The organism is Streptomyces sp. Ac-502 (assembly GCF_045222935.1).
GTDB classification, from domain to species: domain Bacteria; phylum Actinomycetota; class Actinomycetes; order Streptomycetales; family Streptomycetaceae; genus Streptomyces; species Streptomyces monomycini.
Map to the genome: position 1 here is coordinate 3,323,209 of NZ_JBHFFO010000001.1, position 19,916 is coordinate 3,343,124.

The following is a 19,916-nucleotide window of genomic DNA, read 5'->3' on the forward strand; positions in this document are numbered from 1 at the left end:
GTCACCGGATTGCCGGTTCAGCAACGTTATTTGCCGCTCCGCAGTACGCGTGCGCACTCTGCGTCCGGAAAGCAGCGCGCCGGAAAGCAGCACGCCGGAAGGCGCGACCGCCTTGCGGAGCGGAGGACGCAGCAGATGGAAGACCGCCATGTCGTCATCATTCCGATCGAGATCGACGAGGAGAAGGAGAGCGCGTACCTCGACGTCTGGCAGGACGCGGCGGCGGTGATGGCCGCTCAGCCCGGGTTCATCCGGACGTACATGTTCCGCTCGATCGTTCCGGGGAGCACCTTCCCCCTCGTCAACGTGGCGGAATGGGAGTCCACCGCTCACTGGGAAGAGGCGATGAACGTCTGCCCGATGCTGGGACAGCGGATCGCCGTCGCCCATGCCTCGAACTACGAGGCGGTCCGGACGGTCCTGCCCGCCACGCCATGGAGCCCGGGCTCCGGCGACGGTCACCCGCCCGCCGGCCTGTCTCCTGCCGAGGCACACCGCCGCGTCGTGGACGGGGAACTCACGCTGGTCGATGTCCGGGAGGACGATGAATGGGCGGCGCGCCACCCGGCCGGCGCCGTCCACGCCGCGCTCGGCACGTTGCCGGCGTCGCTGTCGGATCTGCCCGACGGCCCGCTGGCCTTCATATGCCGCACGGGCGCCCGCAGCGTGCAAGGCGGCGCGCGGGCGATCCGCGCGGGCCGGTCCTCCGTCCACACCGTGGCGGGAGGCCTGGAAGCGTGGGAAACCGCGGGGCTCCCAGTCGTCGTCCCCGGCCGCGAGGGGGCGGAGAACGACGGATAGCCGCGACCGGCGGGGCACCGGCCGGGCCGCGGCCCGGCCGGTGCCGGTCCATGGCCGAGCCACGGGCCGGCGCCGGTCCGCGGTCACCCCACGTCGGCGTGCAGGCTCATCGCGTAGATCTCGCTGCCGTCCTCGAAGAGCGTCACCCTGTCGGCGCCCCCTTCGAGGAGGTCCTTCCACACCTCGCCGATCCAGGACTCCGCGTCCCCCTGGGTCGTGAAGTCCTCGGGCTCCGCCGCGGGCTCCGTCTCCGTACCGTCGGCCTTCTCGAACCGCCACGTCCACGCCATGTCCGCCTCCTGGGTCCCACCGAGTGCCTGCTGGTTCGCGTACCGCTGCCGCACCGCGGGGCGCCGCGGTGCGGTCCTGCTGCTGTCCTGCGCACGAGCGCCGTACGAGCGGCGTATTCCCCGCGAACGCGCGGCGTACGTCCCGCGTAGGTGCTGTTCCGCAGCCTAACGGCCGTGTCGAGACGGGCCCCCGCGCGCCCGGTCGGCACCGGCGGGGAAAATCGGCGGGTGGAACTGACTCTCCTCGGCACCGGAGCCCCCAGCGGGCTGCCGCGCCCCGGCTGCCCCTGCGCCGCCTGTGCCTCCGCCGTCGGCGACGAGGCGCGGGCGGCCACCGCGCTGCTCGTCGACGGGGCGCTGCTCCTGGACCTGACGCCCGGTCCGGCCTTCGCGGCCGCCCGCGCCGGGCACTCGCTCACCGCCGTACGGCAGGTGCTGCTCTCGCATCCGCACGACGGTCCGGCCATGGAGGTGCCCGCCGGGCTGCCGCAGCCGGGGCGGGTGGCGGACGGCCGGGAGCTGGCGCTGCTGGACGGGCACCGGGTGCGGGCCGTCGCCGTGGACGTGCCGGGCACCGGTTACGAGGTCGGCGGCGCCGAGGGCGAGCGGCTGCTGTACCTGCCGCCGGGCGCCGCGCCGGCCGGCGCGGCCGACGGCGAGGGGCACGGCCGGGGCGTCCGCCCGTACGACATGGTCCTGCTGGACGTCCTGGGGCGGCCGGACGCGCTGGCGCGGCTGCGGGCGAGCGGCGCGGTGGACGCGGCGACGGACGTGCTGGGCGTCCACCTGGACCACACCGTGCCGCCGGGCCCCGAGCTGCACCGCCGGCTGGCGGCGGCGGGGGCGCGCACCGTGCCGGACGGCACGTCGCTGCTGGTCGGCGAGTACCACGCGGTACCCGACCTGCCGCGCCGCACGCTGGTGCTGGGCGGCGCGCGCAGCGGCAAGTCGGCGGAGGCCGAGCGGCGGCTGGCCGCCTTCCCCGATGTGCTGTACGTCGCGACCGGCGGCACCCGCGACGGGGACAGCGAGTGGGCGGCGCGGGTCTCGGCCCACCGGGAGCGCCGTCCGGCGTCCTGGCGTACGACGGAGACCTGTGACCTGCTGCCGCTCCTGGAAGGCGGCGCCCGGCCGGAGGACCGGCCGGGCGGGCCCGTCACGCAGGCCGCCCCGGACGACTCACCGCTGCTGATCGACTGTCTCGCCCTGTGGCTGACGCACGCCATGGACGAGGTCGGCGCGTGGGACGACGCGAAGTGGGCGGCGGGCGGTGAGCGGGAGCTGCGCGCGCGGGTGGACGAGCTGGTCGCGGCGGTGCGCGGCACCCGGCGTCCGGTGGTGGCGGTGAGCAACGAGGTCGGTTCCGGGGTGGTGCCGGCCACCGCGTCCGGCCGCCGTTTCCGCGACGAACTGGGTCGGCTGAACGCGATGTTCGGCGCCGAGTGCGAACACGTCCTGCTGGTCGTCGCCGGGCAGGCGCTTGCGCTGCGCGGATGACACCGGCCGGGCCGCGCCCGTGTCCGCTTGCCCGGGTCCGCCGGGACGGGTGGTCTGGTCCGGTGACCGAAACGGATGGTCCGGCGACCAGCACCTCGCGCCGCCTCGACGCGGCCGTACGCGCGTACGTACGGCAGCACCCCTTCGCCACGGTCGTGGCGCTCGGCGAGGGGCCGGGCAGCGCGGCCTTCTGGCGGCTGGACGACGGGCGGCTGGACTGGCTGGCCGTGGAGCCGCCGGAGAGCGCCGCGGTCCGCCGGATGCTGCTGCCGGACGGTCCCCGGCGGCGGACCCTCGCGCATCCGGTGGCCGATCCCGGCTGGCTGGAGGCGGTCCGCGCGCCGGAGCGCGGGGTGGTGGTGGCCGCGCGCGGGCTGCTGATGTTCCTGCGGCCGCCCGAGGTCCGCGCGCTGTTCGCGGCGTGCGCGGAGCGGCTGCCCGGTGGCGCGCTGGTCTTCGACGCGGTGCCCCGCTGGTGCGCGGGCCGGGACCGGGCGCGTACGGGCGTGCGGGCGGCGCCCGGCGCTCCGCCACTGCGCTGGGGCATGGACGCAGCCGACCGGCCCAGGGTGGCGGGCGCGCACCCGAACATCGTCGCGGTGCGCGAGGTGCCGCCGCCCGGCCGCGGACCGCTCGCCGGGCGTCTGGCGCGGTGGCGGGAGCACGTACCGCTGCTGCACACCCCCGCCCGTACGGTCACCGAGATCCGCTTCGGCACGCGGCGGACCGCCCCGGGCTCCGCCTCCGGAGGCGCCCGGACCGGTCCGGGCCCCGGCACCCGCGGCGCCCCGGCCGACCCGGAGCGGGCCGCCGGGCGCCGTTCCCGGTAATCTGCGCCGAATGAGCGCCCTGAACCTCGATGACTTCGCCCACCTGATCGAGCGCCCCGACGGCGGCGCGCGCCGCGATGCCGAGGAGCGCCGGCAGCGGCTGGCGGTGCCGCCCGGGGCCCTGGGGCGGCTGGACGACCTGGGCGAGTGGCTGGCCGCCGCGCAGCAGCAGGTGCCGGTACGGCCGATCGGGCGGCCGCGTGCCGTGCTGTTCGCCGGCGACCACGGGGTGGCGTCGCTGGACGTCTCGGGCCGCCCGGCCGGTACCGCCCACCAGCTCGTGCGGGACGTGCTGGACGGGGCGAGCCCGGCGGCGGTGCTGGCGCGCCGGGCCGGTGTCCCGGTGCGGGTCGTGGACATAGCGGTGGACTGCGACCCGGCGGAGCTGCCGGAGGACGTCACCCGGCACCGGGTACGGCGCGGCTCGGGCCGGATCGACATCGAGGACGCGCTGTCGCCCGAAGAGGCCGAGCGGGCCTTCCGGGCGGGCATGGCGGTCGCCGACGAGGAGGCGGACGCCGGTACGGACCTGGTCGCGCTCGGCGACCTGAGCGTGGGCGGCACCACTCCGGCGAGCGCGCTGATCGCCGCGCTGTGCGGCACCGACGCCTCGGTGGTCACCGGGCGCGGCGGCGCGGGCATCGACGACCTGGCGTGGATGCGCAAGTGCGCGGCGATCCGCGACGCGCTGCGCCGGGCCCGGCCGGTCCTCGGCGACCAGCTGGAGCTGCTGGCCGCCACCGGCGGCGCCGACCTGGCCGCGATCACCGGCTTCCTGCTGCAGAGCGCGGTCCGGCGCACCCCGGTGATCCTGGACGGGGTGGTCTCGGCGGCCTGCGCGCTGGTGGCGCAGCGGGTGGCGTTCCGGGCTCCGGACTGGTGGCTGGCCGGGCAGGTCAGCGGCGAGCCGGCGCAGTCCAAGGCACTCGACCGGATCGCGCTCAACCCTTTGCTCGATCACGGCGTCACTGCTGGCGAGGGGACGGGATCGCTGCTCGCGCTGCCACTGGTGCAGGCGGCCGCGGCCCTGGCGGCAGACCTGCCCGTACGCGACTGAGGGACGCCGGCCGGCAACGGCTCGCGGCCCTTGACGGCCGGATTCCAGTGGATCCGGGCATCGACGGCGCCCCCATATGATCAAGTTTCATGGGAGAAGTCCGTTTGAGCCCGGATGAGGACCGCACCCGCGGTCGGTGGTCACGACGCGGTGCCGCGTACGCCGTCTGGTACCTGCGTGCCGTCACCTTCATCAATTTCCTCAGCGCCGTGTGGGTGTCGGTCGGACAGGACATCCGCCGGCACAACGTCGATGAGTTCTTCACCCCGTACCTGCTCACCGCGGGTTTCGCGGCCGGTGTCTTCTCGCTGTTCCTGGCGGTCACCATGCGGCGCCGCAAACGCGCCGCGTGGATACTGAACCTGATCCTGTCCGGGCTCTTCCTCGTGCTGTTCGCGCTCGCGATGGTGGCCGCGCCGGAGTTCCGGCAGCACGGGCAGAACTGGTTCTCCTTCGTGGTGACGCTGCTGTTCGTCGTCTCACTGCTCGTGGGCAGGAAAGAGTTCTACGCCAAGGGCGACCGCTCCAACCCCAGGCTGGCCGCGGCCGTCGCGCTCGGCGGCCTGCTGGTGACCTCGCTGCTCGCGGGGCTGCTGGTCACCGTCGCCAACACCGCGCACGACAGCCACCACTCGACGTTCCTGGACCGCTGGCGCTACGGCGTCATGCGGCTGGTCTCCATCACCGCCGAGGAGGACCGTTTCCCCGGTATCGCCACGCCGAACTGGGCCAACGTCGTCATCAACGTCATGAGCACGGTCCTGCTGCTGCTCGTGCTGTGGGCCGCCTTCCGGTCCGTCCGCAGCACCGACCCGATCACCCCCGAGGACGAGGAGCGGCTGCGCGGCCTGCTGGCCCGCCAGGGCGACCGGGACTCGCTGGGCTACTTCGCGCTGCGCCGCGACAAGAGCGTCATCTGGTCCCCCACCGGCAAGGCCGCCGTCACCTACCGCGTCGTCGGCGGGGTCTCGCTCGCCTCCGCCGACCCGATCGGCGACCCGGAGGCCTGGCCCGGCGCCATCGACCTGTGGCTCGCCGAGGCCCGCTCGCACGGCTGGGCACCGGCCGTGATGGGCGCGAGCGAGGAGGGTGGCACGATCTACGCCCGGCACGGCCTGGACGCGCTGGAGCTGGGCGACGAGGCGATCGTGGACACCGGGGAGTTCACGCTGGAGGGGCGGGCCATGCGGACCGTCCGGCAGGCGTACAACCGTGTCGCGCGGGCCGGCTACACCGTCCGCATCCGCCGCCACGAGGACATCCCCGAGGCCGAGATGGACCGGCTGCTGAAGCTGGCCGACGACTGGCGCGACGGCGAGACCGAGCGCGGCTTCTCCATGGCGCTGGGCCGGCTCGGCGACCCCGGTGACGGCCGCTGCGTGATGCTCGAATGCACCGACGCCGAGGGTGCGCTGCGCGCGCTGCTCAGCTTCGTGCCGTGGGGCGCCAAGGGGCTGTCGCTGGACCTGATGCGCCGCGACCGGGAGTCCGAGAACGGGCTGATGGAGTTCATGGTGCTGGAGATGGTCCAGCGGGCGAAGGAGGTGGACGTCACTCAGGTGTCACTGAACTTCGCGATGTTCCGCTCCGTCTTCGAACGCGGTTCGCGGCTCGGCGCGGGTCCGGTGCTGCGCCTGTGGCGCTCGCTGCTCAGCTTCTTCTCCCGGTGGTGGCAGATCGAATCGCTCTATCGCGCCAACGCGAAATACCGGCCCATCTGGGAGCCCCGGTACATGCTCTTCGAAAAGAGCACCGACCTGCTGCGCATCGGCCTCGCCGCCGCCCGTGCCGAGGGCTTCCTGGAGGCTCCCGGGCTGCCGAAGTGGCTCAACCGCAAACACCTGGAGACCAAGAGATGAGCGAGCCGGTCCTGCGCCGCGCCGTGCGTGCCGAGTGGGGCCTGCTGGTCCGGACCGTGTGGTCCGGCCTCCGTACGAAAAAACTGCTGGCGATCCCCATGACGATCTCCGCGGTCCTGCTCACCTCCCTCTTCCAGATCGTCCAGAACCAGTCCTGGGGCTACCAGTTCGTCCAGAACATCGGCTCCGTCCAGGCCGACGAGCACCTGTGGCTGGCACTGCTGCGTACGCCGCTGTCGCTGTTCGTGCCCGCGCTGGACCTGCCGGTGTGGGGCGCGCTGGCGCAGCTCCTGCTGGTCTTCGGCATCTGCGAGATCTGCCTGGGCCGGGCCCGGACGCTGCTGATCGCGTACGCGGCCACGCTGGCCGGGACGATGTACGCGCGGATCGGCATCTGGCTCGGTCCGGACAACCCGATCGGCCTGCCGCCGACGGACGCGTTCGTGCACGACACCGGCCCGTCGGCGGCGGTGGTCGGCCTGGGGATCTTCGTGTGCTGGGTCTACCGGGCGTGGTTCACGTGTGCGCTGGTGGTGCTGTCGATGGTCTACGAGGTGGTGTTCATCAAGAACAACCTGGCGGGCCGGGAGCACATCGCCGCGGTCGTGGCGGTGCTGGCGCTGTGCGGGGTGTGGGAGGTGCTGCACCGGCGCCGCAAACCGCGGGGCGAGCAGCAGGTGCGGGCCGGCGGCTGACCCGCGTGCCGGGCGCACGGCCGCCCGGCACGCGGGCCCTCAGTGGGTCGGCGTCCCGCCGATGACGTGGTTCACCCGGCGGCGCAGCCCGTTCCAGCGCCGGTCGTGCCGGAAGGCACGGACCTTCGCCTTGGCACGGGCCTTGGGGCGCCGCCGGTAGAACCGTTTCGCCCACGGGGAGTTCGGCCGGGCCAGCCGGACGGCCCCGAGCAGCGCGACGAACGGTACGAACACCCCGATCACCGCCATCCGGCCCTTGCCCTTGAAGAGCGCCACCAGCGCGAACAGGAAGTTGATCCCCACCGTCCGGACCACCCGGAAGCGGTTGTGGAACTCGCCGGGCCCCAGTTCGTTCACCCCGAACGGCAGGGCGCCGCCCAGGATCAGCGCCACCAGCGCGGCCGTGACGATCACGATCTCCACGCTCTTGGTGCCCTGCTCGCTCCAGTACACGTCGTCCAGGTGCAGGATCAGCGCGAACTCGTCCAGCACCAGCCCGACGCCCATCCCGAACAGCACCGCCGCGATTCCCGACCCGTAGCCGTGCCGCCCGCCGGCCAGGGCGGTGAACCCGCCGACCACCATGAGCACCACCCCCGGCACGACGTGGTGGATGTGCAGGCCGCCCGGCGAGATGTTCCGGAAGGGCCCCTTCCCGGCCCGGATCAGCCGGGTGATCATCCGGGTCACGACGAAGGTCAGCACGAAGGAGACGAGTGCGAGCAGCAGGGGCAGCTTCCCCGGCTCGACGATGTTGCGGAACCACCAGTGACCCATGCCACGTACTCCCCATTTGTCGCGTATAGGGGCAATTTAGCGCCGTACGGTCCGGGGCAGCCGGGTTAGCCTGCCGCGATGAACGACGCCGCCGCCCCGTCCGGCCCCTCGCCTTCCCCCACCCTCGGGGACGCCATGCGCTTCGCCTTCGGCACGCTGACCGTGCTGCCCGTACGGCTGCGCCGCTGGGACCGGCCGGCGGCACGCGGCGGCATGCTGTGCGCGCCGGTCGCCGGGCTGGTGATCGGCCTGGCCGCGGCCGCCCTGGGCACCGGGCTCCTCCTCCTGGACAGCGGCCCGCTGCTCGCCGCCGTCGCCACCGCGGCCGTCCCCGCCGTCCTCACCCGCGGCCTCCACCTGGACGGCCTCGCCGACACCGCCGACGGCCTGGGCAGCGGCAAGCCCGCCGAGGACGCGCTGCGCATCATGAAGCAGTCCGACATCGGCCCGTTCGGCGTCATCACCCTGCTCTTCGCCCTGCTGGCCCAGGTGGCCGCTCTCGCCCACCTGTACGAACAGGGCTGGGCAGCCGGCGCGGCGGCCGCCCTCGTCTCGGCCGTCACCGCCCGCTGCGCCCTCACCCTCGCCGCCCGCCCCGGCGTCCCCCGGCCCGCCCCGGAGGGCTGGGCGCCGCCGTGGCCGGTACGGTGCCGCTGCCCGCGGCGGCCGTCGCGGCCGCCGTCGTCATCGCCCTCTCCGCCGCCCTCGGCAGCACCCACTCGGGCGGCTGGGGCGCCCTCCACGCCGCCCTGGCCGCCCTCCTCGCCCTCGCCGTCGGAGAAGCGGCCCTGCGCCGCTGCCGCCACCGCTTCGGCGGCATCACCGGCGACGTCTTCGGCGCCGTCGCGGAGACGACGGGGCTGACGGCGGTGGTGGTGCTGGCGCTGGGCTGAGGGCCGCACAGCGGAAAGCGGACCCCCGCGATGGGCGGGGACCCGCTTCACGCCTTCCGGCCCGGTGTCAGGGTCAGCAGGCCTTGCGCCAGGCGTCCAGGTCCTTCCGCTTCTGCAACGAGCTGAAGTGCAGGCGCTTCGTCGCGGAGCAGAACTGGGCGGCCTGGAGTTCGTACTCGACGTGGAAGACGGGCTTGCCGGCCTTGATGAAGGGGGTCATCTTGGCGCACTCGTCGTACTGGGCGCACTGCTCGTTGACGGCGAAGTCGAAGTCGCCGACGAGCTGGGGGATCTGGTCGAGGTCGTTCTTGAGGCCGACGGACATGCCGCGGTCGTGGGCCAGCTCGGCGATCATGCGGTTGAAGGCGAGCTGGTCCTCTGCCTTCAGGTCGAAGCCGGTCTCGTTCTTGTAGCCGTCGACGTTGTCCGGCTCGACCGCGTCGAAGCCCTTGTCACGGCACATGTCGAAGCGCTTCGCCATCAGCGGGCGCAGCACGTCCAGGCGCCGGATGTCGAGCCACTTCTCGCCTTCCCAGCCGTTCTCCTCGCCGATGACGTCCTTGGGGAAGCGGGACGCGTCCGGGCGGAAGTCCTCGTGGGCGCCGACGCTGATGTAGCAGATGACCTTGCGGCCGCGCTTGTGGAGGTCGGCGACGACCGAGGCGTCCTGCTTGAAACCGTCGATGTCGTAGACCGGCGCGTCGACGGACGGGTCGAACTTGCCGGTGAGCTGCCACTGCCAGTCCACGCCGACCTTGGGGTGCCACATCGTGCGGGACTTGCCGCCTCCGGAGCTGCCCGAACTGCTGGCCTGGCTGGCGCTGTTCGAGCTGCCGGGGCCGGCGCTCGCGTCACCGCCGGCCGGGCCGGCCGGCGTCTGGGAGCAGGCGGTGGTGACGAGCAGCAGCGAGCCGAGAAGGAGGGAGAGGGAGAGAGGGCGTCTCTTGCGCAGGAGATTCTTGCTCAGGGGTTCTTGCGCAGGAGATTCGTACGGAAGTGCGGGGGCGTCATCGAGCGATCTCCAGTAAGGGGGAAGGGCGTCCCAAGGATGCGGCGCGGTGCCGGGAACGGCGCAGTGCACGGCGGCCCCACGCCGCCGTGCCAGCTCGGCGGCGGCCTCCGCGCAGGTCGCGGGGAGGCCGTGGACGAGATGGCAGAACCGTTCGGGCGGGTGGTGGGCCGTCCACTCCGGGACCTCGGCGTTCTCGTACGCCGCCCAGGTGTTCTCGAAGGTGACCAGGAGGTCGGCGAAGTCGAGGTAACCGGGGTGCGGATGGAGACCGTGGTTGAGGACCACGGTGCCGGCCCCGGCGGCGCGCGCGGCGACCGCCAGACGGCGGTAGTGCGCGAGCAGCCCGGCCTCGGCGGCGGCCTGGTCGAAGAAGGCGCCGTCGGCCCCGTACCAGTCACGGTGACGCAACAGGTCCTGGACGACGGCCGCGTGCGGGCGGCGCCCGTAAGCGGTGTCGGTGTAGCCCAGGACGCGTACGCCCGCTTCCCGTAACCGCCCGGCGACCGCGGCGAATTCCGGGTCGGGGGCGGTACCGGGACCGCTGGCCGGGTTGAGCACCACACCGTAGAGATCCGGCGCCGCCGCGATCAGCCGCCGCCAGACGTCCGGGCGTTCGGCCGGGTGCTCGTAGAGCGGGACCAGCAGGCGGCGGGAGGCCGGACGGGACTGCCGCGAAGACGGCCGGGTCATGGTTCGGGGGCTCCTGTCGGAAATGGGACGAGACGCTGAGCATACGAGCACCCGCGACGACACCCGGACCCGGTACCCGTTACCGGTCAAGAGGGGGATTTACGGAGGGGTTGGGCGCCGCTCCGGTGGCAGCTCAGCGGTGCGCCGTGGCCCGTCCCAGTAACGCCGAACCCACGGCGGCCAGGACGAGCGCGGCGGCACCGCAGACCGTGAGCTGGGCGACGGCCGGGGACAGCGGCCCGGCCACCAGGACCACGGTCTGGGCGGCCGCGGCCGCCCCGCACACCGCCGCCGCGACCGGCACCATCCCGAACGCCTGGAGGAGGAGCGCGGTCCACAGCACGACGCCCAGGCACAGCAGTCCCAGGCCGTGTGCCGCGTCCATCGGCGGCCCCTGCCGCCACACCAGGCTGCCGACGCCGCCGAGGACGGCGAGTACGACGAGGTAGGAGGCCAGGCACCGGGCCAGCGCGCCGGAGGTCGCGCGCCAGAACCCGGCCGGGGTGGTGCTGGAACGCAGCCCGGCGACGGCCCGGCTGCGATAGCGGTACAGCAGCCATTCGGCCGGGCCCATGCTGAGCGTGAGGGCCACCGCGGCAGGCGCGGCGACCTCGGCCTCGGCCCCGTACCGCAGCACGTCGCCGAGCGCCGTGAGCAGCACCAGCACCCCGATGGCCAGCCCGAAGACCCCGTACGGCACGGACGCCACGGCTCGCGGCGCCGGCCCGTCCTGCCGCGGCTCGCGGCGGCAGCGCAGGACGGTGACGGCGGCCAGCGCGACGGCGACGCCGAGCGACAGGACGAGCAGCGCGGCCCGTACGGCGTCCGGCGGCACGTACACCGCCATCAGCGCGGCGCCGAGCGCGACCGGCGCCAGGGCGCACAGCAGCCACCGCTCCCGCCCGAAGACGAGGAGCGTGGTGGCCGCGCCCAGGTAGGCGGCCTGGCCCGCGGCGAAGGCCACCGCACCGGGCGCGTCCGCGTCGGCGGCGCCGACGATCCAGGCGGCGGCCGCGCCCGCCAGCGCGCCGAGCGGCGCGCCGACGGCCAGGGCCCGGGCGGCGGCCCGCCGGGCGCCCAGGCCGAGCCAGGAGTAGGCGCGGTGGGCGAGCGCCTGGTTCCAGACCCAGCCGGCCAGGGCCCCGGCGAGCAGCGGCATCGTTCCCGCGGGCAGCCCGCGGGCGTCCGGCGGGCCGGACAGCAGGTGGGAGCCGACGACGTAGGCCAGTCCCGGCAGGGCGAAGACCAGGGCGCGCAGCAGGCAGCCGAGCAGGCTGACCCGCCAGGGGTCGGTGACCGCGCGGTCCGGTTCCGGGTAGGCGCGCGGGACCCGTGCGTAGAGCTCCTCGGCGAGGGCGAAGGAGTTCTCGCGCCCGTAGGTGAGTTTGATCTGGTCGTCGCTCATGCCGTCGGACTCGATGACGGCGGCGATCTCGTCGGGGTGCACGGCGGCGGCGATCAGCTCGCCCATCCGCCCGGCGAGTTCGTCGACCGGGTCGGGGGCGGCCCACTGCGGGCGCCGGGGTCGCGGTACGTCCGGCAGGTCGTCCACCCGGTCCTTGCCGCCCTCCCCCGGCACCAGCCACAGGGATCCGCTCACCAGCCGGCCCCGTCGGCGGCGAGGGGGCGTTCCAGGGCCCGCGCAGCTGGAGGGTCCACTGGTCCTGCTGCTGCTCGGCGGCCTGCCGGCCCGCGCCGTCGAGTTCGCGGTAGATGGTGCGGAAGCCGTCGACGGAGCGGCGCAGGGTGAACTGGTCGATGACCCGCTGCCGGGCCCGGCTGCCGAGTTCGGCCCGCTTCTCCCAGCCGCCCTTGAGCAGTTCCAGGGTGGCCTTGGCCATCGCCTCGGGTTCGCGGGGCGGTACGACGAGCCCGGTGTCGCCGACCGCCTCGCGCACTCCGCCGACGTCGGTCGAGACGGTCGAGCGGCCGCAGGACATGGCCTCTATCAGGCTGAACGGGAAGCCTTCGGAGATGCTGGAGAGCATGACGATGCTGCCGGCGGCGTAGGCGCGGGCCACGTCGTCGATACGCCCCTCCCAGCTGAGCCCGTCGGTCACCCCGAGCGAGGCGGCCAGCTTCTCGCAGCGGGTCTTGTACGCCTCGCCGCCGGCCGGCACCCCGCCGAACAGGCGCAGCCGCAGGTCGGGGACCTCCGCGCGGCACAACGCGTAGGCCCGGATGAGGGTTTCCAGGTCCTTGATCGGGTCGATCCGCCCGGCCCAGCTCAGCGTCGGAGCGTCCGGCTCCCGTTCGGCGTGCGGGAACTGCTGGACGTCGACGCCGTTGTAGACGGTGCGGAGCTTCTCGGGCGGGGTGCCGCCGCGCTCCTCCCAGCGCTTGTTGTACTTGTTGCACGGTGTGACCAGGTCGGCGGCCCGGTAGCTCTCGATGGTCAGCTGCCGGTAGAAGCCGAGCATCAGAGCCTTGACGGGCCAGCGCTGGGCGTCGGAGCGGTAGCCGAGGTAGCGCTCGCGCAGGTATATCCCGTGCTCGGTGAGGAGGAACGGTACGCCGTCGAACTTCTTCGCGGCCAGCGCGGGCAGGCAGGCCAGGCCGTTGCTGACCGCGTGCGCGACACTGTCCTCCGGCACCCGTACGGACAGCGGGCGCAGCGCGTGTTCGAGCAGGTCGGTGGCGGTCAGCGCGTCGTGCACGGTGGGGCCGGCCGCACGCGTGGCGACGTGCGGCAGGGTCCAGATCCACATCAGGGAACGCAGCGCGGACTCGGTGCGCAGCGCGGCGCTCAGGCGTCCTTCGCGGGCCAGCGCGGCCAGTGCGTACAGCTCGGTGCCGAAGTCGGTGCAGGACTGCGGGTCCAGCATGGACAGCAGGAAGCGCTCGTAGATGTCGACGAAGCGGCGGCGCTCGCGCGCGCGGAAGAGCCCGGCGGTGCGCCGGCCCGGCGGCGGACCCCACATGGGCACGGAGGAGCGCGCGTAGACGTTGTCGGGCAGGTCCCAGGTCACCGGCTCACGGCCGCTGCCGGTCAGCGCGATGACGTTGAAGCGGACTTCGGGCATACCCCGTACGAGCTGGTCGCACCAGGTGGAGACGCCGCCGTGGACGTGCGGATAGGTCCCCTCGGTGAGCATGGTGACGTGCCTGCCGGGCTGCGGCGCGTCGTCGGGCCGGTGATGTGGGCTGCCGACCTCGTACAGGGTTGCGTTCATGGCGAAATCCCCCCGGGAGTGAGTGCTGAGTGGAGCGGTACGGAACGCGCGGGCGCGGTGCTGCGGGCACCGTGCGGGCGCGTCGCGGCCGGCGGCCGTGCCGGCCTGGTGCGGGGCGCACGTGCGGAGCTGCGGGGGCGTGCACGTGCTGACGTGCGGGGACATACGGGTGCGGGGACGTGCGGGTGCGGGGACATACGGGTGCGGGTGCGGGACGTGGGGGCGTGCGGTGCTGCGGGGGCGGGGGTGCGGTGGGCCGGCGCCGGGGTGCGGGCACGGCCGCGGGACACCTGTGCGGACGCGTCCGTACCTGCGCGTCCGTACAGGCGTACGGGTGCGGGAACTGTGGTGCGGCGTGCGGTGACGTGGTGCGGCGTGCGGTGGTGCGAGGCGCTGTCCGCGGGCGCGGGTGCGGCCGGGCGCGTGCCGCGGTGCGCGGGCACGGCCGCCGGGCGCCCTCGGGGACGGTGGCGGGCGGGCAGGGTTCGGTGCGGGACATCGGCGGTGGTGGCGGGAAGCGGGCGGACACCGGCCGCCCGGTCCCGGCGCGCCCGGCCGGGTGCGCGGGCCGGGCGGAGCCGGGGACGTGTCAGGCGGTTGTCGGAAGCTTGAGTGTGATGGCTGCTCCGGGCGACTGCGCTGTGGCCCACTCCGATACCCGTCCGGCGTAGCGTTCGCCGAATTCCGCGGTCCCGTCGGCGAATTGCTTTCTGGTCCCGTCGGGCATCGTAGCCGCAGCGGCCACCCCGTCCGGCGACGTGACGGTGACAACGTCGCCAATTCTGTACGCCGTCACCGAACCGTCGTCCAGGGCCTTCTGCCAGGCCGCACGCTGCTGCATCTCGCGTCCGATGCCCCGGTGGCGCTGGTTGACGACCGGGGTGCTGTCCTCGAAGAACCCCCGATAGTCGGCCAGAACTTTGTCCAGAACCGGGTAGGCGATCCGGTCCTCGGCGAGGTTCGACTGGTGGATGTAGTGCGGCCGCGGATCGTTGGCCAGAGCATGCCCGAGGGCGGTCCGCGCTTCCTGCGGGACGATGTGCGAGGCGTAGCCGGTGTCCGTCGGCAGCGGCGCCGGCATGCAGGTGGAGTGGGGGTCGGTCTCGCAGATCCCGCTGCCGCCGTCGGCCTTGCTCGTGTAGATCCAGTTGTACTCGTCGACCTCTTCGGCCGCCTTGCCCACGTTGTAGTACACGTTCATCGGATAGCGCGGCACGGTCAGCGCCGCACCCGCCGGACGCTGCGCGGACTCCCGCGAGTTGTCGCTCGCCAGCCATTTGACGCCCGTGGCGGCGAGCGCGGGCGCCAGGTTGGGGTTGTCCTGCGGCTGCTGCGGCAGGGACTTCAGACCGGAGTGCTCGCCGGTGACCAGCTCCGCCGGGTCCACCTCCAGCCCCTTGGCCACGCCCCAGGCGTGGTTCTTCTCGATCTCGCCGGTGATCTCGTCGCGGCTGGTCCACCGGGTGTTGCCGAGCCAGTCCTTGGCGCAGCGCCAGGGCACGGTCGAGGTGTCCTGGACACAGCCGAGGAAGGGGTGGGTCCAGGTGTGGTTGACCCAGCGGAACGCGTCCTTGTCGGCGAGCAGCCGGTCGGCCATCGCGTCCACCCCGCCGTGCTCCGCCTTCCACTCCTCGCCGGAGCCCGCGTTGTAGACCATGTCCAGCCGGTAGCCGCTCTCCCGCTGCCACTGGGCGGCGTACGCGGCGTCCGCCTCGCTCATCCGGATCGGGGTGGTGTCCGGGACGCCGGAGGGGCAGTCGAAGTCGCCGGGGGTGCAGTTGTTCTCGACGTCCCAGCGGGCGTCCGGGGCGAAGACGTCGTCGACCTGGACGGAGAAGTAGTTACGGCTCTGGCCCAGGTGGACGCCCTGGGTGAGCCAGTCCACGATGCCGCGGGCGAGCAGCCGGAACTGCTGCTGGTAGCGGTTCTGCGCGAAGGTGACGACCAGTTCGCGGCGGCCGTCGCGGGCGTACTCGCCGATCAGCGAGCCGCGCGCGGAGGTGCCCGGCACCGCCGCGTCCAGGTAAGACGTGAACGTGGCCCCGGCGGGCGGGTCGGCGAGCGGCTGCGCGACGTAGCCGTAGCTCTCGGAGGCCTGCGGGTCGGCGTCCTCGAAGGGCACCGCGCCTTTGAGGTAGCCGAAGGGGCCCGCCTTGCCCGCGGCGGTGGTGCGGGTGGCGAAGCCGTCCAGCACCCCGGCGTAACCGCCGTCGTCGGGCGTGCGCAGGCCGACATCGGGCCGGGCGTAGGTGTACGCGTCCACCTGCGGGATCTGGTACGTGGTCTCGTACGCCTTCAGGGCGGCCAGCTCCGTGGAGGCGGCGGTGCCGAACGGATTGTCGTTCGGCAGTACGACGCCCTGGAACCTGGCGCGCGGCCGGCCGTCCACGGTGTCACTGAGGAACGCCGCGTCGATCACCGGGCGGCCCGGGCTCGTCAGATCGACGGTGGTGTACGGGACACCCTGGCCGCGCAGTTCGGCGACGATCGCGTCGGTGGACTCACCGCCGTCGCTCACGACCAGGACCCGCAGGTCGATCCGGGGCACCCCGTCCGTCACCGCGGGCGCGGTCCGCGCGGCGGCGGGGGTGCTCACCACCAGTGGCAGTGCCGTGATCATCGCTGCGGCTAACGCGGTCAAAACCTTGGCCGGTCCGGCGGCCGGCATGCCGTTGCTGCCCATGGGCGCAGTCCCTTCCCCCGGAAGTCCCCCTGCTGCCGGAAGCGGTACCGGGCAGGCTCGTGCACATCATGCGAAGGTTCACGTCCGTCTATCCCGCAGTCGCCACTACTGTGACGCACGTCTCATTCGACGCACGGAGATTGACGACAGGACCTCGCGTGCGGGCGGGCCCGGAGCGCGGCGGAACCGGCAACTCCCCTGACGCACGGCGGAGTTGGGGCGATTGAGGCACGTGATGCAGATGTGACGGGACGGGCCGGTACGGCATCAAGCGGTTACGTCCGGCGCCCCCGAGCGTAGGCTCGGCCGCAGCAGCGCCCTCGGCGCGAACGGACAACCGGACGGAACAGGACTCTCATCACCGTGACTGCACTGACCCTCAGCACATCCTCCGCCGCGACGTTGCGTGCGGACACCGTTGTCGTCGGCGTGGCCAAGGACGCCAAGGGCGTCGTACTGGCCCCCGGCGCCGAAGCCGTGGACAAGGCGTTCGACGGCGGGCTCGCCGCCGTCCTGGAGACCCTCGGCGCGAGCGGTGCCGAGGGCGAGGTCACCAAGCTGCCGGCCGGCTCCGGCCTGAAGGCGGCGGTCGTCCTGGCGGTCGGCCTGGGCGACGCCCCGGCCGGCGACGAGGAGTACGACCCCGAGGTGCTGCGCCGCGCCGCCGGCGCCGCCGCCCGCGCCCTGGCCGGCACCAGGAAGGCCGCCTTCGCGCTGCCCGTCGGCGACGCCGGGGACACCGCGGCGATCGCCGAGGGCGCCCTGCTCGGCGCGTACACCTTCACGGCGTACCGCAGCGGCAACGGCGACGCGAAGACCGCCCGCGGCGGCAAGAAGGCCGAGGGCAACGGCAAGGCGCCGCTGGCCGAGATCGCGATCCTCGGCGGCAAGCCGCGCGACAAGGCCTTCAAGGCCGCCGCCGAGCGCGCCGAGACGCTGGCCGCCGAGGTCAACCGCGCCCGCGACCTGATCAACACCCCTCCAACGACCTCACCCCGAAGGCCTTCGCCGCGCAGGCCCAGGCCGCCGCGAAGGAGTTCGGCCTCAAGGCCGAGGTGCTGGACGAGAAGGCCCTGAAGAAGGGCGGCTACGGCGGCCTGACGGGCGTCGGCCAGGGCTCGGAGAACCCGCCGCGGCTGGTGCGGATCGCCTACACCCACCCGAAGGCCGAAAAGACCCTGGCGTTCGTCGGCAAGGGCATCACCTACGACTCGGGCGGCATCTCCCTGAAGCCGGCCGGCTTCAACGAGACCATGAAGTGCGACATGAGCGGCGCCGCCGCGGTGTTCGCCGCGGTCGTGGCCGCCGCCCGGCTGGGCCTGCGGGTCAACGTCACCGGCTGGCTGGCGCTCGCCGAGAACATGCCCTCGGGCAACGCGATGCGCCCCGGCGACGTGCTGACCATGTACAACGGCAAGACCGTCGAGGTGCTGAACACCGACGCCGAGGGCCGCCTGGTGCTGGCCGACGCGCTGACCCGCGCCTCGGAGGAGCGGCCCGACGCGATCGTGGACGTCGCGACGCTGACCGGCGCGATGGTGATGGCGCTGGGCAACCGGACCTTCGGGATCATGGCCAACGACGACGCCTTCCGGGCGAGCCTGCACGAGATCTCGGAGGAGGCCGGCGAGCCGTCCTGGCCGATGCCGATGCCGTCCGAGCTGCGCCGGAGCATGGACTCCCCGGTGGCCGACCTGAAGAACGTGGGCGAGCGGGCGGGCAGCGGCCTGCTGGCCGGCGTCTTCCTCCAGGAGTTCGTGGGCGAGGGCATCACCTGGGCGCACCTGGACATCGCCGGCCCGGCCTTCCACGAGAGCGCGCCCTTCGGTTACACCCCCAAGGGTGGCACCGGCTCCGCGGTCCGCACCCTGGTGCGGCTGGCCGAGCACACCGCGGACGGCGACCTCGGCTGACCCTGTCGCGGTTGCTCCCGCTTTGTCGGTACGGCCCCGGGCCCGGCGCCCGGGGCCGTACGCGCGTGTTCGCCCTCGACGAAATCCGTACACCCGTACGCCTTGGTAACCGCACGCGCAACCCCCGGAACGGCCGTCGTGCCGTCCCACAGCCCGGCCCGCCGTCCCGGTCGCGTTCAACAAGTGCGAAGATGGGTTCTTGGCAGGACAGGGCCCCCTTACCCAGGGCCGATCCAAGAAGCGGCCGATCAACAGCCGCCGCCCGGTCACCGACGACCGGCTCCGGCGTACCCATGCATGGAGGACGTGACGTGGCGAACGACGCCAGCACCGTTTTCGACCTAGTGATCCTCGGAGGCGGTAGCGGTGGTTACGCCGCTGCCCTGCGCGGGGCGCAGCTGGGCCTGGACGTCGCCCTGATCGAGAAGAACAAGCTCGGCGGCACCTGCCTGCACAACGGCTGCATCCCCACCAAGGCCCTGCTGCACGCCGGCGAGATCGCGGACCAGGCCCGCGAAGCCGCGCAGTTCGGTGTCAAGGCCACCTTCGACGGCATCGACATCGAGGGCGTCCACAAGTACAAGGACGAGGTCATCTCGGGCCTGTACAAGGGGCTGCAGGGCCTGGTCGCCTCCCGCAAGATGACCTACATCGAGGGTGAGGGCCGGCTGTCCTCCCCCACCTCCGTCGACGTCGACGGCCGGCGCGTCCAGGGCCGCCACGTCCTGCTGGCGACCGGCTCCGTGCCGAAGTCCCTGCCGGGCCTGACCATCGACGGCGACCGCATCATCTCCTCGGACCACGCGCTGAAGCTGGACCGCGTGCCGAAGTCCGCGATCGTGCTGGGCGGCGGCGTCATCGGCGTCGAGTTCGCCTCCGCGTGGAAGTCCTTCGGCACCGACGTGACCATCGTCGAGGGCCTCAAGCACCTCGTCCCGGTCGAGGACGAGAACAGCTCCAAGCTGCTGGAGCGGGCCTTCCGCAAGCGCGGCATCAAGTTCAACCTGGGCACCTTCTTCGACAAGGCCGAGTACACCCAGGACGGCGTCAAGGTCACGCTGGCCGACGGCAAGTCCTTCGAGGCCGAGGTGCTGCTGGTCGCCATCGGCCGCGGCCCGGTCTCCCAGGGCCTGGGCTACGAGGAGGCCGGGGTCGCCATGGACCGCGGCTACGTCCTGGTCGACGAGTACATGCAGACCAACGTGCCGACCATCTCGGCCGTCGGTGACCTCGTCCCGACCCTCCAGCTCGCGCACGTCGGCTTCGCCGAGGGCATCCTGGTGGCGGAGCGGCTGGCCGGCGTCAAGACCGTGCCGATCGACTACGACGGCGTGCCGCGCGTGACGTACTGCCACCCCGAGGTCGCTTCGGTGGGCATCACCGAGGCGAAGGCCAAGGAGCTGTACGGTGCCGACAAGGTCGTCGCCCTGAAGTACAACCTCGCGGGCAACGGCAAGAGCAAGATCCTCAAGACCGCGGGCGAGATCAAGCTCGTCCAGGTCAAGGACGGTGCCGTGGTCGGCGTCCACATGGTCGGTGACCGCATGGGCGAGCAGGTCGGCGAGGCCCAGCTGGTCTACAACTGGGAGGCCCTGCCGGCCGAGGTTGCGCAGCTCATCCACGCGCACCCGACGCAGAACGAGGCGCTCGGCGAGGCCCACCTGGCCCTGGCCGGCAAGCCTCTGCACTCCCACGACTGATCCCGGTCCGGGCGCGACCACATCCGCACTTTTCTGTAAGGAGCAA

General features: G+C 73.1%; 12 protein-coding genes and 4 pseudogenes. 9 read left to right on the plus strand and 7 right to left on the minus strand.

Translation table 11 applies throughout. From position 1 onward, the window contains the following. Positions 1-135: 135 nt before the first annotated feature. On the plus strand, positions 136-801 hold the full coding sequence (locus ACEXOX_RS14935) for a rhodanese-like domain-containing protein (protein WP_406521103.1): 666 nt from the start codon (positions 136-138) through the stop codon (positions 799-801). Between the two features lie 83 nt (positions 802-884). Here ACEXOX_RS14935 and ACEXOX_RS14940 read toward each other — a convergent pair whose 3' ends face one another. Further along, the gene (locus ACEXOX_RS14940; protein ID WP_406521104.1) at positions 885-1,091 is read right to left on the minus strand and encodes a hypothetical protein; all 207 of its coding nucleotides are present in this window, start codon (positions 1,089-1,091) and stop codon (positions 885-887) included. A 228-nt stretch (positions 1,092-1,319) separates the two neighbouring features. Here ACEXOX_RS14940 and ACEXOX_RS14945 point away from each other — a divergent pair, with 228 nt between their 5' ends. The 5 genes from ACEXOX_RS14945 to ACEXOX_RS14965 all read left to right on the plus strand — a co-directional run bounded on the left by ACEXOX_RS14945 (position 1,320) and on the right by ACEXOX_RS14965 (position 7,029). Beyond that, positions 1,320-2,588 carry a bifunctional adenosylcobinamide kinase/adenosylcobinamide-phosphate guanylyltransferase gene (locus ACEXOX_RS14945; RefSeq protein ID WP_406521106.1) on the plus strand — a complete coding sequence of 423 codons (1,269 nt, stop codon included), beginning with the start codon at positions 1,320-1,322 and terminating at the stop codon, positions 2,586-2,588. A 62-nt stretch (positions 2,589-2,650) separates the two neighbouring features. Then, on the plus strand, positions 2,651-3,418 hold the full coding sequence (locus ACEXOX_RS14950; protein WP_406521107.1) for a class I SAM-dependent methyltransferase: 768 nt from the start codon (positions 2,651-2,653) through the stop codon (positions 3,416-3,418). 10 nt (positions 3,419-3,428) lie between these two features. Next, on the plus strand, positions 3,429-4,475 hold the full coding sequence (cobT, locus tag ACEXOX_RS14955) for a nicotinate-nucleotide--dimethylbenzimidazole phosphoribosyltransferase (RefSeq protein WP_406521108.1): 1,047 nt from the start codon (positions 3,429-3,431) through the stop codon (positions 4,473-4,475). Positions 4,476-4,564: 89 nt separating this feature from the next. Continuing rightward, positions 4,565-6,334, plus strand: coding sequence for a phosphatidylglycerol lysyltransferase domain-containing protein (locus ACEXOX_RS14960; protein WP_406521110.1), 1,770 nt, complete (start codon positions 4,565-4,567; stop codon positions 6,332-6,334). After that, positions 6,331-7,029, plus strand: a complete 699-nt coding sequence (locus tag ACEXOX_RS14965) for a hypothetical protein (RefSeq protein ID WP_406521111.1) — start codon at positions 6,331-6,333, stop codon at positions 7,027-7,029. Before ACEXOX_RS14960 ends, ACEXOX_RS14965 begins: the two co-directional genes overlap by 4 nt. 39 nt (positions 7,030-7,068) lie before the next feature. Here the strand turns inward: ACEXOX_RS14965 and ACEXOX_RS14970 are convergent, their stop codons facing one another. Further along, positions 7,069-7,806, minus strand: coding sequence for a hypothetical protein (locus ACEXOX_RS14970; RefSeq protein ID WP_406521113.1), 738 nt, complete (start codon positions 7,804-7,806; stop codon positions 7,069-7,071). A gap of 78 nt (positions 7,807-7,884) precedes the next feature. Between ACEXOX_RS14970 and ACEXOX_RS14975 the strand changes: the two are divergent. Further along, positions 7,885-8,699, plus strand: a pseudogene (locus ACEXOX_RS14975) (adenosylcobinamide-GDP ribazoletransferase). Between the two features lie 73 nt (positions 8,700-8,772). Here ACEXOX_RS14975 and ACEXOX_RS14980 read toward each other — a convergent pair. The 5 genes and pseudogenes from ACEXOX_RS14980 to ACEXOX_RS15000 form a co-directional block, all read right to left on the minus strand. Beyond that, positions 8,773-9,651 (minus strand): endo alpha-1,4 polygalactosaminidase, encoded by an 879-nt coding sequence (locus ACEXOX_RS14980; RefSeq protein WP_406526352.1) that lies wholly within the window; start codon positions 9,649-9,651, stop codon positions 8,773-8,775. A gap of 72 nt (positions 9,652-9,723) precedes the next feature. Continuing rightward, positions 9,724-10,401, minus strand: a pseudogene (locus ACEXOX_RS14985) (spherulation-specific family 4 protein); the annotation flags it as partial. A 133-nt stretch (positions 10,402-10,534) separates the two neighbouring features. Beyond that, positions 10,535-12,001, minus strand: a complete 1,467-nt coding sequence (locus tag ACEXOX_RS14990) for a hypothetical protein (RefSeq protein ID WP_406521115.1) — start codon at positions 11,999-12,001, stop codon at positions 10,535-10,537. Then, positions 11,940-13,496: pseudogene (gene pelF / locus ACEXOX_RS14995) on the minus strand (GT4 family glycosyltransferase PelF); the annotation flags it as partial. The gene ACEXOX_RS14990 and the pseudogene pelF, both read right to left, overlap by 62 nt. Positions 13,497-14,163: 667 nt before the next feature. Next, positions 14,164-16,257 carry a hypothetical protein gene (locus tag ACEXOX_RS15000; RefSeq protein ID WP_406521116.1) on the minus strand — a complete coding sequence of 698 codons (2,094 nt, stop codon included), beginning with the start codon at positions 16,255-16,257 and terminating at the stop codon, positions 14,164-14,166. Positions 16,258-16,620: 363 nt separating this feature from the next. On the opposite strand from ACEXOX_RS15000, the pseudogene ACEXOX_RS15005 reads away from it, so the two are divergent. Further along, a pseudogene (locus ACEXOX_RS15005) lies at positions 16,621-18,170 on the plus strand (leucyl aminopeptidase). Between the two features lie 311 nt (positions 18,171-18,481). Continuing rightward, on the plus strand, positions 18,482-19,870 hold the full coding sequence (gene lpdA / locus ACEXOX_RS15010; protein ID WP_406521118.1) for a dihydrolipoyl dehydrogenase: 1,389 nt from the start codon (positions 18,482-18,484) through the stop codon (positions 19,868-19,870). The last annotated feature ends 46 nt before the right edge of the window (positions 19,871-19,916 follow it).

Bases quoted from the DNA above. Each gene is read 5' to 3' on its own strand.
- ACEXOX_RS14940 (WP_406521104.1), bottom strand. From the start codon at position 1,091: ATGGCGTGGACGTGGCGGTTCGAGAAGGCCGACGGTACGGAGACGGAG.
- ACEXOX_RS14970 (WP_406521113.1), bottom strand. From the start codon at position 7,806: ATGGGTCACTGGTGGTTCCGCAACATCGTCGAGCCGGGGAAGCTGCCC.
- ACEXOX_RS14960 (WP_406521110.1), top strand. From the start codon at position 4,565: ATGGGAGAAGTCCGTTTGAGCCCGGATGAGGACCGCACCCGCGGTCGG.
- ACEXOX_RS14935 (WP_406521103.1), top strand. From the start codon at position 136: ATGGAAGACCGCCATGTCGTCATCATTCCGATCGAGATCGACGAGGAG.
- cobT (WP_406521108.1), top strand. From the start codon at position 3,429: ATGAGCGCCCTGAACCTCGATGACTTCGCCCACCTGATCGAGCGCCCC.
- ACEXOX_RS14965 (WP_406521111.1), top strand. From the start codon at position 6,331: ATGAGCGAGCCGGTCCTGCGCCGCGCCGTGCGTGCCGAGTGGGGCCTG.
- ACEXOX_RS15000 (WP_406521116.1), bottom strand. From the start codon at position 16,257: ATGGGCAGCAACGGCATGCCGGCCGCCGGACCGGCCAAGGTTTTGACC.